This is a genomic window from Zooshikella ganghwensis (assembly GCF_018263875.1).
In the GTDB taxonomy this organism is placed as follows: domain Bacteria; phylum Pseudomonadota; class Gammaproteobacteria; order Pseudomonadales; family Zooshikellaceae; genus Zooshikella; species Zooshikella ganghwensis.
The window spans coordinates 44,056-59,741 of sequence record NZ_JAEVHG010000022.1; the positions used below are offsets into that span (position 1 = coordinate 44,056).

General features: G+C 41.8%; 14 protein-coding genes. 8 read left to right on the top strand and 6 right to left on the bottom strand.

Annotation, left to right across the window (positions count from 1 at the left end):
* Positions 1 to 30: 30 nt before the first annotated feature.
* Together dtd and pip are read right to left on the bottom strand one after the other, a co-directional pair.
* Positions 31 to 468, bottom strand: a complete 438-nt coding sequence (dtd, locus tag KHS79_RS21945; RefSeq protein WP_094789040.1) for a D-aminoacyl-tRNA deacylase — start codon at positions 466 to 468, stop codon at positions 31 to 33.
* 71 nt (positions 469 to 539) lie between these two features.
* Positions 540 to 1,508, bottom strand: a complete 969-nt coding sequence (gene pip / locus KHS79_RS21950; protein WP_027707034.1) for a prolyl aminopeptidase — start codon at positions 1,506 to 1,508, stop codon at positions 540 to 542.
* Between the two features lie 237 nt (positions 1,509 to 1,745).
* Here pip and KHS79_RS21955 point away from each other — a divergent pair, with 237 nt between their 5' ends.
* From KHS79_RS21955 to KHS79_RS21970, 4 genes are all read left to right on the top strand, one after another.
* Positions 1,746 to 2,201, top strand: a complete 456-nt coding sequence (locus tag KHS79_RS21955) for a hypothetical protein (RefSeq protein ID WP_212722136.1) — start codon at positions 1,746 to 1,748, stop codon at positions 2,199 to 2,201.
* A gap of 109 nt (positions 2,202 to 2,310) precedes the next feature.
* Positions 2,311 to 3,051: a S8 family peptidase gene (locus KHS79_RS21960; RefSeq protein WP_212722137.1), complete on the top strand. Its 741-nt coding sequence runs from the start codon at positions 2,311 to 2,313 to the stop codon at positions 3,049 to 3,051.
* 203 nt (positions 3,052 to 3,254) lie between these two features.
* Positions 3,255 to 4,421 carry a hypothetical protein gene (locus KHS79_RS21965; protein WP_212722138.1) on the top strand — a complete coding sequence of 389 codons (1,167 nt, stop codon included), beginning with the start codon at positions 3,255 to 3,257 and terminating at the stop codon, positions 4,419 to 4,421.
* A gap of 226 nt (positions 4,422 to 4,647) precedes the next feature.
* Complete coding sequence (locus tag KHS79_RS21970; protein WP_212722139.1) at positions 4,648 to 5,073, top strand: hypothetical protein; 426 nt, start codon at positions 4,648 to 4,650, stop codon at positions 5,071 to 5,073.
* Positions 5,074 to 5,155: 82 nt separating this feature from the next.
* On the opposite strand, the gene KHS79_RS21975 is transcribed toward KHS79_RS21970, so the two are convergent.
* The 4 genes from KHS79_RS21975 to thiI form a co-directional block, all read right to left on the bottom strand.
* Positions 5,156 to 5,824, bottom strand: coding sequence for a glycine-rich domain-containing protein (locus KHS79_RS21975; RefSeq protein WP_212722140.1), 669 nt, complete (start codon positions 5,822 to 5,824; stop codon positions 5,156 to 5,158).
* Positions 5,825 to 5,907: 83 nt separating this feature from the next.
* Positions 5,908 to 6,483: a 3'-5' exonuclease gene (locus tag KHS79_RS21980; RefSeq protein WP_212722141.1), complete on the bottom strand. Its 576-nt coding sequence runs from the start codon at positions 6,481 to 6,483 to the stop codon at positions 5,908 to 5,910.
* A 109-nt stretch (positions 6,484 to 6,592) separates the two neighbouring features.
* On the bottom strand, positions 6,593 to 8,410 hold the full coding sequence (typA, locus tag KHS79_RS21985) for a translational GTPase TypA (RefSeq protein WP_027707027.1): 1,818 nt from the start codon (positions 8,408 to 8,410) through the stop codon (positions 6,593 to 6,595).
* Between the two features lie 302 nt (positions 8,411 to 8,712).
* Positions 8,713 to 10,167 (bottom strand): tRNA uracil 4-sulfurtransferase ThiI, encoded by a 1,455-nt coding sequence (thiI, locus tag KHS79_RS21990; protein ID WP_212722143.1) that lies wholly within the window; start codon positions 10,165 to 10,167, stop codon positions 8,713 to 8,715.
* Positions 10,168 to 10,640: 473 nt separating this feature from the next.
* Between thiI and glnA the strand changes: the two genes are divergently transcribed.
* The 4 genes from glnA (at position 10,641) to ntrC (ending at position 15,663) form a co-directional block, all read left to right on the top strand.
* Positions 10,641 to 12,047 (top strand): glutamate--ammonia ligase, encoded by a 1,407-nt coding sequence (gene glnA / locus KHS79_RS21995; RefSeq protein WP_094789501.1) that lies wholly within the window; start codon positions 10,641 to 10,643, stop codon positions 12,045 to 12,047.
* A 162-nt stretch (positions 12,048 to 12,209) separates the two neighbouring features.
* Positions 12,210 to 12,821 (top strand): DUF4124 domain-containing protein, encoded by a 612-nt coding sequence (locus tag KHS79_RS22000; RefSeq protein ID WP_212722145.1) that lies wholly within the window; start codon positions 12,210 to 12,212, stop codon positions 12,819 to 12,821.
* 327 nt (positions 12,822 to 13,148) lie between these two features.
* A complete protein-coding gene (glnL, locus tag KHS79_RS22005) occupies positions 13,149 to 14,243 on the top strand; it encodes a nitrogen regulation protein NR(II) (RefSeq protein ID WP_233468550.1) in 1,095 nt (364 codons plus the stop codon).
* Positions 14,230 to 15,663: a nitrogen regulation protein NR(I) gene (gene ntrC, locus KHS79_RS22010; RefSeq protein WP_212722147.1), complete on the top strand. Its 1,434-nt coding sequence runs from the start codon at positions 14,230 to 14,232 to the stop codon at positions 15,661 to 15,663. Before glnL ends, ntrC begins: the two co-directional genes overlap by 14 nt.
* Positions 15,664 to 15,686 lie beyond the last annotated feature (23 nt).

Genomic DNA, 15,686 nt, shown 5'->3' on the forward strand with positions numbered 1-15,686 from the left:
TTCTAGTGCCTGTTAACAGGCACTAGTACATTAAAACTCCAACATAAATGTCACTGGTCCATCATTGGTCAGTGATACCTGCATATCAGCAGCATATGTACCAGTGGCAATTTGGGGGTAACGCTGGCGCAAATAATTTACGAAGTAATCATACATTGCTTCACCATGCTCTGGAGAAGCCCCAGCACTAAAGCTAGGACGTAAACCTTTCTTGGTATCTGCAACTAAGGTAAATTGCGAAACAACGAGTATTCCCCCATTGACTTGCTGAACATTTAAATTCATTTTCCCTGCATCATCACTGAACAAGCGATAATGAAGTACTTTTTCTGCCAGCTTTTCTGCAACGGCTGAAGTGTCCTGCGGTTCAACGCCTAATAACACTAAAAGCCCATGATCAATAGCACCAACAATTTGTTTTTTTACTTCTACCTGAGCCTGAGAAACACGCTGCAACAATGCTTTCATAACTAATTTACTTCGTTGATTGATATACCCAAACTAATACTCAACAGTCACCACTGACGGAGTCTGACGAATCAGTCTTCACCCCACTCATGCTTCAGGCGTTTACCAATTTCATCTGTTGCACGAATTAATGCATCTGCAATACTCGGCTCAGCCGCAGAGTGTCCAGCATCACGCACAATGTGTAATTCGGCAGCAGGCCATGCTTCCTGTAGAAGCAATGCATTATCCAGCGGACAAATCATATCATAGCGACCATGTACAATAATGCCGGGAATATTGGCAATTTTATCAATATCTCGCATGATTTGGTCAGGCTCTAGAAAACCATTATTAGTAAAATAATGGCATTCAATGGTTGCTAGGGATGTTGCTCGATGTGGCTCTGAAAAGGAATCAAGTACTTCTTGATTAGGCCGTAGCGTAGCACAGTGACCTTCCCAGACAGACCAGGCTTTTGCTGCAAACATACGGGCTAGCTCATCATTTCCTGTTAATTTACGATAGTAAGCACCTAATAAATTCTCTCGCTCATCAGGAGGAATAGGTGCAACAAAGTGCTGCCAGTAATCAGGAAAAATACGGTTTGCACCCTCTTGATAAAGCCAGCGAATATCTGTCTCTCGACACAAGAAAACACCTCGCAACACCATTGCCATCACATTAGACGGATACTGTTGCGCATAAAGTAGTCCAAGTGTAGAACCCCAGGAACCTCCAAAAAGCACCCACCGGTCAATATTTAAAAACTTTCGTATTGCTTCAATATCTTCAATCAACGCTTGTGTATTATTTGCTCTCAACTCAGCATGAGGCGTAGATCGTCCACATCCCCGCTGATCAAATAAAATAATGCGGTAGGTTTGAGGATCAAAAAAACGTCGACTATGTTTATCACATGCAGCCCCTGGGCCACCATGTAAGTACAAAACCGGGATACCATCAGCATTGCCACTTTCTTCAAGATAGAGTTGATGTGGTTCATCTACTTGCAATGTATGACGAGCATAAGGCTTAATTGCAGGATAGAGCGTATACATAGTTTTTCCTTTACCCAGGCCTGACCCCTATATGATATACCCTTCACGAAACGTCTTTATGAAAAGATGTGGCCAATGTAATCAATGGCTAAGCATGTATTTACATGGACTTACGCACAAACTCGTTTAACCTAATTTATACCCACATTTTGGGTACACACGCACTCAATATACGCTTACCTCAGGTTGTTTGCTGACACTCCTACTAAAATTCGCTTTGAGTATAACTAAATCGCTATGAATAGAAAAAGTACCTTTTTTTCGCAACTAATAAAAGCATTACTCGCATTAACCATCAGTATTCTTTTAAGTGCATGCAACTCCTCTCCTGATGAAGAACTTATTGCAGAAGCTATCAACAGCATACAAGAGGGACTGGAAACCAAGAATAGCAAATTAGTCCTTAATACGCTTAGTGATGACTTTGTGACGAATAAGAACCAGGATAAAACCTGGGCAAAACGCATCATGGCGCTTTATTTTTTTCGTCATAAAAATATCACGATTCTAATTACAAAATCAGACACTGAAATAAATAAGCAACACCCTAATGAAGCTGATACAGAGGCTACTGTTCTAGTGACTGGACAAGCTGGATGGATACCTGAGTCTGGCAAAATATATCAAGTCAAAGGCCGCTGGAAAAAAGTTGACGACCAATGGTTATTATCTTATATGGAAATAAAGGACTAAATATCAATCCTCAAGATCTATACCCTTCACAAATCATTTTTAGGGTTTATGGTAATCTCTCCTAAAAAAGCTTCGTTATGGGTATCTATTTTAATTTAGTAAGTACTAAATGAACTCTATATACCCAATGTTCATACCACCCATCAATGAGCAAATAAATAAAAACTACTGTTTATTACCCAAACTATCTACAAACCAGCAAGAGAGATTGCATAGCAAGCACCATATTGTTTTACTGGATACAGGTATTAATGTAAGCCATCCTGCCTTTAATAACAGTCGGCTCACCTTAAAAGACTTCACTTATCCACAGGGTAACTGTCATGATGAAATAGGACATGGTACTCATAGTGCGGGTATTTTAGTAGGTCGTGATGTTTCCGGTTTTTGTGGTTTAATACCCAACTCCCCTCTAGTCATAGCCAAAGTCATAGGTAAGCACTTATCCAAACAAAAAAAAGTTAATGCTATATCGAGGGCATTAACATGGTGTGCCAAACATGCTGGACTTATCATTATGCCGTTAGGCTCAATGGGAAACCACCCAACAATAGCACATATTGTTAAACAATTAAGTCAACAACATATTCCCATATTTGCAGCAGCGGGCAACTATGGTCGTGATACGCTTTTATTTCCTGCAATACTTCCAGAGGTTTTTGCTATCTCTGCTTGTAATAATCAAGGAAAAGCGCTGCCAGAATGTTACCAGGCAGAAAGTCATTATTACTTAGCACCAGGAGAAAACATTGAGTCAACGGGTTTAACACGTTGGCATACCCACTCAGGAAGTTCCCAAGCCTGTGTCATTGCCGCAGGGTTGACAGTTCATAATTATTTAAAAAAATAATTTTTTTTGCACTTTTCATCTTTAGTGCTAAAACTAAGGCAAACCGTTTCAGTAAATCTAATAAATCTTGTGACTTAACCTACCCTAAAGTCATTCCTAAACACTAACAAGCACTCTTGCAGAACTGATTTTATCAATCAGAAAGAATAACCCTATAAATTGATTTGTAGGGAATTTACTAACATAAGGAAAGTGAGGACTACATGAAACAGGAACCTATTATTAACGACAACATTACACTCGCCAACAGTGAAATAAAAAAAATCGTTGAGCGTGTAATAAATAGTGCAAAAATTGCTGCTGAAAAAGTTGCCGTTGAGGAAAGCTTTCATCCATTAGAACGTAGCTTTGAGGACATTTTCAAATCACGCTTTGACGAGTACTCTAAGGAAAAGAAAGAAACCATTAGGCGAAATCTAAAGCCCATTTACACTGCAGATAAAGCCATTAGAACTAGATTATACGGTGATCTAGGTGCAATAGATGTTAAAGCAATGGAAAGTGTTGAACATGAAGTGACAAAACTGCCTAAGCTAAAAATTGATCCTCGTCTACTGGGTATTTGGACGCCTTCCCCTGTATCTGATATCAGTCAGCCAGAAATAGAACGTATGCGCTCAACACAACCTCAAATCCTAAATAGTCATAATATTTTAACCTCAGATGCCTTGTTAGGTGGTGGTCGTGTATTTACTGATTTACAAGCTGAATTTGATCATGATGATTTTGAACCTCAAGCTGTTACAGACAAACTCGCACTTTATGTACGTCGTGTGAAGTGTGTTGATGAAACAAATCCAGAGTGGTGGGGTTCCGATGAAGTATCTGTTGCTGGAACATCTGTAGATGAAACAGGTGATACCAAAAAAATAAATGAGCACTTTGTTGGTGGAGGTTTTGATGACGGTGATAGCCGTTGGTATAACCCTCATTGGCGTTTCCACTGGTTTAGTATGCGTGAAGGTGACAGCTGGCCAAAATCCTATTACATTACGATGATTCTTGCAGAAAAAGATAATGGTGGTTTAGCCGCTTTCTTACAAAAACTATGGGAAAAAGTAGAGTCTCAAGTTAAGGATGCTGTTGCTGCCTATGTTGGTGGTTTAATTGGCTCCAGCTTCGGTCCACTAGGCACCCTCATTGGTGCAGCTGTAGGTTATGCGGTTGCCAAAATTGTTGACTGGTTTATCGATGCTTGGAATGATGATATCTTCCCCCCCAAAACAGTCAGTTGTACTGTTCCCTCTTTTGGTGCTCGCTGGACAATTAATGGCGTTTGGGGCTCAACCACCTCGGGCATCCGTCGTAGTCATTTTTATGGTCATGGTGGCCACTATTATATTGAATACTACTGGAAGCTTTACGCATAATACAAAGAAAAGTATAAACTTCGTTTTAAGCATATAATATTTTAAGCCTACCTAATTATTGGTAGGCTTTTTTATGACTCCCGCTGTAATGAACTTTTATAGCACAAGTTAGCCCTAAATCATCATTCATGGTTTATATTCAATAAGAGAAAAATATCAACTACTAAACTACTATAAATTACTAATAAGCACCAAGAAGGATTACTCTAACAGGGAGGCTAATATAATGGATACGCTTAAACGCCCCTTTACTCAGTACTTTAAATTTTTTTCAGCAATTTTGTTATCATCTTTATTACCTTTTAATGTCCAGGCAGCCTGTCCAAATATTAACTGCACAAACTTCAGCGATGCCACATGGACTTATATACAAAATACTTATTGTAATAATCCCTGCGTTGCTAATACCAACAGTGCGTTTGATAGTGCACACTGCGCATCAAAACAAACCATGATAGATCTTTGTAATGCACTCATTGCTGACACCAGTTGCTCAGAAACACCTCTTCGTGGAGGAAGAATATTAGGCTCAGCTACACTCACAAATGATTTAGGTAACCTTGCCAGCAATAATTGTTCAGCAACAAAAAAAGGAAGTATGTTATATAACTCTGTAGTTAACCAGGTAACAACAATATTTCCTGGACCTTAACCAATCAAAGCTTAACGTGTTTTATTCATTCCAGGACCTACTACCTTAACTTAGTAGGTCAACCTTATAAGCGCCTATACACTCAATCACCTCCTCCACAGCCACCACCACAACTACTTCCACAATTTGAACCACCACTATCAGAACTACAACTTGATGCACCAGAACTTCCAGCACATCCCGAAGAGCATCCAATGTGACTGGCACAATAGCCATCACCAAATTTGTTTTCTTTGCAGTCCAGTACATACCTAAACCCATTAGGAATATCGAGCATGGTATCTATAGCAAAGATCAAGGGTAACTGAGCTGGATATTTAGGGTTTATTTCCTCTCTTGCGCATGCTAAGCGCCAAGCACGTTTGATACCTTCAGTGGCATCTGTTGAAGATTTCATTGCTTCTGTTGGGGTATGATGAAGAAACTGACCAATGGCCATTTTGCAAAATTGACTGTACGCTCGCGTAAATAAAATAAACTCATGCCAAGCATCATCAACCACTTGTGAAGGCATGGCAACCATTTGACTATTAGCTTTATGGCACATCCAAAAATAATCCCTCAACCCTTCAAAAACGAGTTTTAATTGCTCTCTATCCAGTTGAGGGTACTTTTTACTTACTTTCATTTTAAGCGCATTTTGAAATCGGTAGCGCTCAATATAATTTAGCTGTTGAACTTTCTTCACCTTATGATTAATAACAAAAAAAATAACAGCGATTATAATTACACCTATAGCAAAAATTTCCATAAACTAACCACTTGCCTAAGGTTCACCCACATAACCAATAACACTCACTACAAGCTTTTATGATCAACCATAACTCGTCAAGTTTATAAACGACTTAATTTCTTGCGCCCTAAAACAAACGGCATCAGTTTAACCATATTCCTCGCATCATCAATACCACGATGGTGTGTACCTTCAAGCTGAGCACCAATCAAATTTAAAGCTGTACTCATACCGTACTTGCGCTTAAGACCTTGAGCCTCTGAAAAGGCTTTTTTAATATTGATATGTCCATTAGTTAAAGGATAAGCTACTTGATGAAATTGACAGTCTTGTTCAAACTGTTTTTTATCATAATCACCCCATGAACAGAAAATATAGCTACTATAAGACTGTAACCACTGTTTTAAATGTTCTATTGCTTCAGCAAAACCTGGAGCATTATCTACATTCTTTTGTGTAATACTTGTCAGCTCAGTACAAAAAGGAGTTAATGCTGGATTTCTGACTGGACGAATAAATGTTTGAAATTCGTCTACGATGGCGAGTGTCTTTGCCTCAGTCAGGACCGCACCGACTTCAATAATTTCCATTTGATTTCGTGCTATCGTTTTTTGATCACAGCAGGTCGCTTCTAAATCAATAATTAAAAAATACTTATACTTGCTCATTGCTTCCATAGTAATACCATTTTAAATATACTCACCATATTTAGGCTCACATAAAAAAAGCCTGCATAACAACAGGCTTTTTTTAACTCAATATAATACTCAATTTTTTGTGAGTACTTTATTTTTTAGCACGCGCCGCCTTCCGCCGATCATTCTCTTTTAAGAACTTTTTGCGAATTCGAATTGATGTTGGTGTGACTTCAACCAGCTCATCATCTTCAATAAACTCAAGTGCTTGTTCTAAAGAGTGTTTAATTGGCGGTGTTAAAATAATATTCTCATCAGAACCTGATGCACGAATATTAGTTAGTTGTTTCGCTTTTGTTGGGTTAACCACCAAATCATTTTCACGACTATGGATACCAACTACCATTCCTTCATACACTTCAACATTTGGACCAATAAATAAACGACCACGATCCTGAAGATTATAAAGGGCATAACCTAATGCCTTACCAGATACCATTGACACCAAGGCACCATTTGTCCGGCTCGCCACTTCTCCGATTTTAACAGGGCCATAGTGATCAAAGACGTGCGTCAGAATACCGCTACCTGAAGTCATGGTTAAAAATTGAGAGCGGAAACCAATTAAGCCTCGCGCAGGCATAATGTACTCTAACCGAATACGTCCACGGCCATCAGGAACCATATTTTTAAGCTCGGCTTTGCGATTACCCAGCTCTTCCATGATGCCGCCTTGATGATTCTCTTCGATGTCAATCATGACATGTTCATAAGGCTCCTGATGCTCACCATCCACCTCTCGGGTGATAACCTCTGGACGAGAGACACCAATTTCATAACCTTCACGGCGCATCGTTTCAATCAACACAGATAGGTGCAACTCCCCCCGTCCAGAAACGATAAACTTATCAGCGCTATCGCCTTGCTCAACACGCAGTGCAACGTTATGGATTAACTCTCGCTCTAAACGCTCTTTGATATTACGGCTGGTGACGTATTTACCATCACGCCCCGCAAAAGGCGAGTCATTGACTTGAAAGGTCATGCTCACAGTAGGCTCATCTACTGTTAACGCTGGTAACGCTTCAGGGTGGTCAGGATGACAGAGCGTATCAGAGATATTCAAGCCATCAATACCGGTAATACAGACAATATCACCTGCAGATGCTTCAGCTGTATCAACACGTTCCAAACCAAGATATCCCATTACATTCAATACCTTGGCATTACGCTGCTGACCTTCACTGGAAACCAGTTTGACAGGCATATTAGGCGTTAATTTACCGCGGGTAATTCGACCAATCCCAATAACACCTACATAGCTGTTATAGTCCAACGCAGAAATCTGCATTTGGAAGGGACCCTCCACATTAACATCCGGTGTAGGCACATTGTTTACGATCATCTCAAACAGTGGTGTCATATCATCAGCCAGCTGGTCAGGCTCTAAGCCTGCTTTTCCTTGAATGGCAGAGGCATACATTACAGGAAAGTCCAGCTGCTCTTCAGTAGCCCCCAGGCGGTCAAACAAGTCCAGTACTTCACCCACTACCCACTCAGGACGAGCACCTGGACGATCGACTTTATTTACCACCACAATAGGATGTAATCCTTGCTCAAATGCTTTTTGTGTAACAAAGCGTGTTTGAGGCATCGGGCCATCAACCGCGTCAACCAGTAAGAGTACAGAGTCCACCATGGATAGTACACGCTCTACCTCACCACCAAAGTCAGCGTGTCCTGGTGTATCTACAATATTGATATGGTGATCTTGCCACTCTATCGCGGTATTTTTGGCTAAGATAGTGATTCCACGCTCTTTTTCCTGATCATTGGAATCCATGATCCGCTCTGTACCCATATCTTTGCGCTGCAGCGTACCAGACTGCTGCAACAATCTATCCACCAGCGTAGTTTTACCATGGTCAACATGCGCAATAATGGCTATATTCCGTAACTTCTCAATCACAAGACAGTGCCTCAATAAGGATTACCCGGTCTTACTGGACTGCAATGAACAAACCAACAGACAAACGCTTAGCTTTATACCCAAGAGTTCTGCGTAAAGTATAAGCTCATTACTAACATAACGACTAAGTAGCGATACGTTTTTACCCTTCACACTCCCTTCTGATGAAAGAATATGTGACATTTCAACCGGCAAATAAAATGTGCCATATCTTAACCGCAGATATGTCACCTTCAACTAAAAAGCATTAAAAATTTATAATAATGCCCATCGTAGTGGGCATATTTGACAAACAGCGTGAGTTATTTAGCAGGACGATACACTTTAACATTTTTATAGCCCTCATCGAGCAAATGCAGTGCATGTAATTGGCTCATAACCCCTTTTTCACAGTAGAGATAATAGTGCTGATTACGATCCAGCTCTGCAAATACACGACTCAGCTGATAAAAAGGTACCGTTTTCACTTCATGATCCAGTTCAAGCGGTTTATTTTCCTCTTCATCAGGGTGGCGAATATCTATCACGATAGCCTGCTCAGGTAGCACTTCATCAATTTGCACTTCATGAATCTGCCGGTCATCCTGCATGACTTCATGAATATTCACCGCACTTGCACTATTAATTGCCTGCTCAAGCACAGCAAAATCAAATACCTGCTCTTCTCTTGAAACTTTTTCGGGTTTAGCCCGAGTTGTAGGGTTAACCGAAATCACTCCACAGTACTCAGGCATATGCTTCGCAAACTCTTCTGTACCTATTCTGGCGGCAGTATCAATGATGTCCTGCTTATCCATTGTAATCAAAGGTCTCAGCACCAGCCGATCCGTAGCCTGATTAATAACCCCCAGATTAGGTAAGGTTTGACTGGAGACTTGAGAAATAGCCTCCCCTGTTACCAGTGCATGAACATCCAGATTCTCAGCGACTTTATCAGCAGCACGCAACATCATTCGCTTGAGCAAAACGCCCATGTAGGAGTTATCTACTTTGGTGAGTATTTCTTCCACCACCCCCTCAAAAGGCACGGTAATAAATTTCACACGGTGGGATGCACCATATTTGCTCCAAAGATAATAAGCAACTTCCTTAACGCCTATTTCGTGAGCATGACCGCCTAAATTAAAGAAGCAAAAGTGGGTGAGGACACCTCGCTTCATTGTCAAAAAGCTAGAAACGGTTGAATCAAACCCACCTGAAATCAGAGACAAGACAGCATCCTGCGTACCTAATGGGTAGCCACCAATGCCAAGGTGCCTTTCACGAACGATATACAGCTGTTTATGATGAATTTCGATACGTACAGTAACGTCAGGGTTTTTGAGTTTAACAGAGCAATCTTGCACACGCTGCAATAGCCCACCACCGACATAACGCTCGACCTCAATTGATGAAAATTCATGATGTCCATTACGCTGGCAACGAACGCAGAATGTTTTGCCTCGTATGGCTTCACCCATTACTTGAAAAGCTTTTTCAGTAATGTCATCTAGATCAACCAAAGGAAAATCAACGACTTCCAAAATATGACAAATGCCGGGGGTATGTTGGAGCTGCTCTCTAATTTGTCGACATACCTGCTTGTCTTGCTGTTCAGTAGATATAATGATTTTGTCCCATGTACCCGTCACATCGATACCAGGATCAATAGGCCGTAATAAGGTTCGGATATTACGTCTTAGCTGCTTAACAAAGCGCTGCCGAACCGGCTTACTTTTAATGGTTATCTCTGGAAAGATCTTTACAACAAAATTCATGGGCAAAATTCATGGATGGTCAATAAAAATGTAGCAAAACATTATACAAAATCTGGCTATTATCAGCACCGTTAATCTATCTTGTATTTTTTCATTAACACCGAAGACACATGCTACTCATTGTATGTTCGAGCATTGAGTGCTCTGATAACGCTCACTCTCGGCCAAGGAATGGATCATCCGTGAATCATTAAATAGCCAATTGGTTTAAAAAAGCACTTTTTAAGTGCATAAATCAATATATTGCACTAAGTTTGTGCATATAGTGAATCGACTCACCCCCAATTCTGGTGCATTTACTCACCAAATAAGGGTGTTTATCTGAATGGCACACTAATTGCTGTCAAGGTAAACATCTTTTTATGGGGGCTGTTCGCGTTTTACTTAAACTGAGTAGCCAAAATCATTACGGGCAACTCTGCAAAATAACAATAGCAGTGTCCCGCTGGGTATACCCCTCTGGAGGAATTGCAATGTCAGAGCATACGCTGAACCTTATCAAGGAACACGAAGTTAAGTGGATAGATCTTCGCTTTACCGATACACATGGTAAAGAGCAACACGTCTCAATGCCTGTGAGTGAAATTGATGATGAGTTCTTTGAATCAGGTAAGATGTTTGATGGATCATCCATTGCTGGCTGGAAGGGAATCAATGAATCAGACATGATTCTGTTGCCTGATGACAGCAGTTCTGTACTTGACCCTTTCACTGATGAAACAACCTTAATCGTTCGCTGCGACATCATCGAGCCAGCCACCATGCAAGGTTACAATCGTGACCCGCGCTCTGTTGCCAAGCGTGCCGAAGAGTATCTGAAGTCTACCGGCATTGGTGACACAGCATTCTTTGGCCCAGAGCCTGAGTTTTTTGTGTTTGATGATGTGAAATGGAAAGTCGATATCTCTGGCTGTAACTACCACATCAACTCAGAAGAAGCACACTGGGCGTCATCTGAAGTCTTTGAAGGCGGTAATATTGGTCACCGTCCCAAAGTAAAAGGTGGTTATTTCCCTGTACCACCGGTTGACTCTTGTCATGACCTACGGACAGCCATGTGTTCTGCAATGGAAGCAATGGGACTTGCCGTTGAAGTTCATCACCACGAAGTAGGTACTGCAGGCCAAAATGAAATAGGCGTTAAATTTAATACACTGGTACGCAAAGCTGACGAAGTGCAAATCCTCAAATATTGCGTACATAATGTTGCGCATGCCTATGGTAAAACCGCTACTTTTATGCCGAAACCATTAGTAGGCGATAATGGTAGTGGCATGCACTGTCACCAATCAATCTCCAAGCAAGGCGAAAATATTTTTGCAGGAGATGGCTATGCTGGCCTTTCTGAAACAGCCCTTTACTACATTGGCGGCATTATCAAGCATGCGAAAGCACTCAATGCTTTCACTAACCCTGCTACTAACTCCTATAAGCGCTTAGTACCAGGATTTGAAGCGCCTGTTATGCTTGCCTACTCTGCACGTAACCGCTCTGCTTCTATCCGTATTCCTTACGTGAATAGTCCAAAAGCACGCCGTGTTGAAATTCGTTTTCCTGATCCTGCTGCAAACCCATATTTAGCATTCTCTGCAATGCTAATGGCTGGTCTTGATGGTATCCGTAACAAAATTCACCCTGGGGATGCTGCAGATAAAGACTTGTATGATTTACCTCCAGAAGAGGCGGCAGAATACCCAACCGTTGCAACAAGTCTTGAAGAAGCATTGATTGCTTTAGACAGAGACCGTGAGTTCCTAAAAGAAGGTGGTGTGTTCAGTGATGACCTGATTGATGGCTACATTGACCTTAAACGGTCTGAGTGTGAGCGTTTAGCTCAAACCACTCACCCTCTTGAGTTTGATATGTACTACAGCGTGTAATTCAGCTTTTAGAAACAATGCTGCAAAAGGGCTACTATCATGTAGCCCTTTTTATACGATACAGCTTATCTTCTGTTCAGCTCTCCTCTTCTTCCTTGACACGTCCTTGATATGGTTCATCGTTATAATTACTGGTAAATCCCCATCTAGGACAGAACGCTTATGTACAACATAAATAAAGTGGTGAGCAAAGGGCTACAAACAATCGCTTTTCTAAGCTGTTGCCTCTTGTTACTGACAGGTGCAGACAAGATTTATAAAGAAACTGATGAACAAGGCAATATTATTTTTACGGATGAGCCTAAAACCAAAAACCCTGAAAAAATTGACGTCAAGCCTGTAACAACTATCTCTCTCCCCAAACCAGCTGCAAGCTCAAAAGATACATCACAAGATGACAGCGAAAGCTTTACCTATGACTCATTTACCATTACTTCACCTAAAAATAATGAAACCATCCGTGACCCGGGCAATTTCAAAGTAACAGCAAAAACCTCTCCTCGCCTCAAGCGGGGTCATAAGGCACAGGTTTTTCTGGATGGCGCATCCAAGGGCGCAAAACAAAAACTACTCAGCTTTTCAATAAGTAATGTTGAAAGAGGAACGCATACTATTGAAGTAAAGCTTTTTGATAGCAAAGGTAATGAGATTCAATCTGCCAGCACCACAGTACATGTTAAGCGCACAAGCATTCAAAACCCTAACCACCCCCAAAATAAACCTAAGCCCACCCCAACTCCGGCCCCAGCCCCCAGCAATAATAGTGGTAGCTAATATCAAGCAAGATAATCTATCGAAACCATTCGCAAAAATGCATCCTTGCACTAAAATAGTGCAAGGATGATTTCAGCACTGACAGCCTGCCTTTGTCCAATCAGCTTATCATTACAACTGCGTATCATTGCTGCTAAACCACTTAGTACTTAGAAACGCATGAAGTTCACCAACTACTGCAACCAGAAAATAAAATTTGTTATAAGTATTTATCTCTTAATAACCTTTTTGGCCCCAATTTTGCGTTACTAACGGGCAAATTTTGGTTGGCTTTGAACCTTTAAATATGAAGTGCCCATTAACCTATTAGCAATACAACAAATCACCTTGGATAACCTAACAATTCTTAATAATTTAACGACTGCAGTGGTAGTAATTGACCACCAATTACAACTCAGTTACATCAACCATGCCGCAGAAGTGCTGTTAGCGGTCAGTGGGCAACGTATTCAGCATAAAGCTTTAGAAGATCTGTTCCGAAATGCTGATGAGTTTCAAGCGAATCTTCTACAAACCTTAAGCAGCGCTCACCCACTCACCAAACGAGAGGCCAAACTCACACTCTTTAATGGACAACAGCTGATTCTGGACTACACCATTACCCCCATCACTGACCCTAGTGCCTTGACGGATACCAGTACACTGCTTGTTGAGCTATTTCCTAAAGACCGCTTACTGCGTATCTCCAAAGAGGAATCCATTCTCGCCAAGCAAGAAAGCTCAAAGCTTTTAGTTCGTGGTTTAGCTCATGAGATAAAAAATCCCCTTGGTGGCATTAGAGGTGCAGCTCAACTCCTCTCCAGAGAGCTGCCGAGCGCTGATTTGCAAGAATATATTCAGGTTATTATTGAAGAAGCAGACCGCTTAAGGGATCTTGTAGACCGGATGCTAGGTCCCATGCGCCCTCCGCAAATGAATCCCATCAATATCCACCTTGTGCTGGAACATGTTTGCAATCTAATCAGCGCAGAAGCATCAGGGTGTATTGATGTTATTCGCGACTATGACCCCAGTATTCCTGAGCTTCCTGGGGATGCACAACAGCTTATCCAGGCTGTCCTCAATATCATGCATAATGCGTTGCAGGCACTTCAAACCAGTCAACAATCACAGCCTCGCACACTGATTGTACGCAGCCGTATTGTTCGCCAATTCACTATTGCCAGTATCTGTCATCGTTTAGTTTGCCAGATTGACATTCATGATAATGGTCCAGGCATACCAGCCTCTCTCATTGATACCATTTTTTACCCAATGGTCAGTGGTAAAGCTGACGGCACTGGACTTGGGTTGAGTATTGCCCAGGCTATTGTCAGCCAGCACAAAGGGCTTATACGTTGCAACAGCGAGCCAGGCAACACAACCTTTACGATTTATTTACCTTTTGAGCATCATCAAGGATCGGCCCATGAACACAAATGATCACGTCTGGATAATTGATGACGACCGCTCTATCCGTTGGGTGTTGGAAAAAGCTTTACAACGGGAAACCTATATTGTGAGCAGCTTTTCATCTGCTGATGCCGCACTGGCTCAACTCCGACGCCATCAGCCTCAAGTTATCATTAGTGATATCCGTATGCCCGGTACAGATGGACTTGAATTTCTAAACAACGTCAGCGGTCAATTTCCTCATATTCCTATCATTATCATGACCGCTCACTCAGATTTAGAAAGTGCTGTTGCCTCCTATCAGGGAGGAGCCTTTGAGTACTTACCCAAACCCTTTGATGTGGATGAAGCGGTTAACTTGGTAAAGCGAGCTGTAGCCCATGCCCATGAGCAACAGCCGAACATAACACCAGAGCAGGTACCTGTTACACCTGAGATTATTGGTGAAGCACCTGCCATGCAGGAGGTGTTTCGGGCAATTGGACGTTTATCAAAATCAAATATCACCGTATTAATCAACGGGGAGTCGGGCACCGGGAAAGAACTGGTTGCCCAAGCCCTACACCGCCACAGTCCTAGAACACAACATCCCTTTATCGCACTGAATATGGCAGCAATTCCCAAGGACTTGATGGACTCAGAGTTATTCGGTCATGAAAAAGGGGCTTTTACAGGTGCAACCCAACAACGGCAAGGTCGTTTTGAACAAGCCAATGGAGGCACACTATTTTTAGATGAAATTGGCGATATGCCTGCAGAAACGCAAACCCGCCTACTGAGAGTGCTAGCCGACAGTGAATTTTATCGCGTTGGCGGCCACACGCCGATAAGAGTAGATGTTCGAATTATCGCAGCGACTCACCAAAACTTAGAAAAACTCGTCACTAAGGGTTTATTTCGCGAAGACTTATTTCATCGTTTAAATGTTATTCGTATTCACATCCCCAAGCTCAGTGATCGCCGGGAAGATATCCCTTTGTTAGCCAACCACTTCCTGTCACGTGCAGCCCATGAACTTGACGTTGAACCTAAAATTCTTCTCCCAGAAACGGCTAACTTCCTGAGTCAGTTTGACTGGCCCGGCAATGTCCGCCAGCTGGAAAATATTTGTCGCTGGTTGACAGTCATGGCTTCAGGCCGCGAAGTTCATATTCCAGATCTCCCGCAAGAGCTTTTGCAACAGAGTGAGCAACTCACCCCTTCACTAGATTGGGAGCAAGCCTTACAGCAATGGGCCAATAAGGAGTTACGCAAAGGGCATAAAAATATTCTAGAAACTGCAGTGCCGACTTTTGAACGCATCATGATTGAAGTCGCTTTGAAGCACACTGGTGGACGCAAGCGGGATGCAGCCAACTTGCTGGGCTGGGGGCGCAATACACTGACACGAAAGATAAAAGAGTTAGGTATGTATAATGACGATGAAGAAGATGAAGGAATAGCCAGCTGACCTTCCAAACACAGTAACCTGTG

What these genes read in the sequence shown, in the direction of transcription:
- dtd (WP_094789040.1), bottom strand. Translation starts at nt 468, where the DNA reads ATGAAAGCATTGTTGCAGCGTGTTTCTCAGGCTCAGGTAGAAGTAAAA.
- pip (WP_027707034.1), bottom strand. Translation starts at nt 1,508, where the DNA reads ATGTATACGCTCTATCCTGCAATTAAGCCTTATGCTCGTCATACATTG.
- KHS79_RS21955 (WP_212722136.1), top strand. Translation starts at nt 1,746, where the DNA reads ATGAATAGAAAAAGTACCTTTTTTTCGCAACTAATAAAAGCATTACTC.
- KHS79_RS21960 (WP_212722137.1), top strand. Translation starts at nt 2,311, where the DNA reads ATGAACTCTATATACCCAATGTTCATACCACCCATCAATGAGCAAATA.
- KHS79_RS21965 (WP_212722138.1), top strand. Translation starts at nt 3,255, where the DNA reads ATGAAACAGGAACCTATTATTAACGACAACATTACACTCGCCAACAGT.
- KHS79_RS21970 (WP_212722139.1), top strand. Translation starts at nt 4,648, where the DNA reads ATGGATACGCTTAAACGCCCCTTTACTCAGTACTTTAAATTTTTTTCA.
- KHS79_RS21975 (WP_212722140.1), bottom strand. Translation starts at nt 5,824, where the DNA reads ATGGAAATTTTTGCTATAGGTGTAATTATAATCGCTGTTATTTTTTTT.
- KHS79_RS21980 (WP_212722141.1), bottom strand. Translation starts at nt 6,483, where the DNA reads ATGGAAGCAATGAGCAAGTATAAGTATTTTTTAATTATTGATTTAGAA.
- thiI (WP_212722143.1), bottom strand. Translation starts at nt 10,167, where the DNA reads ATGAATTTTGTTGTAAAGATCTTTCCAGAGATAACCATTAAAAGTAAG.
- glnA (WP_094789501.1), top strand. Translation starts at nt 10,641, where the DNA reads ATGTCAGAGCATACGCTGAACCTTATCAAGGAACACGAAGTTAAGTGG.
- KHS79_RS22000 (WP_212722145.1), top strand. Translation starts at nt 12,210, where the DNA reads ATGTACAACATAAATAAAGTGGTGAGCAAAGGGCTACAAACAATCGCT.
- ntrC (WP_212722147.1), top strand. Translation starts at nt 14,230, where the DNA reads ATGAACACAAATGATCACGTCTGGATAATTGATGACGACCGCTCTATC.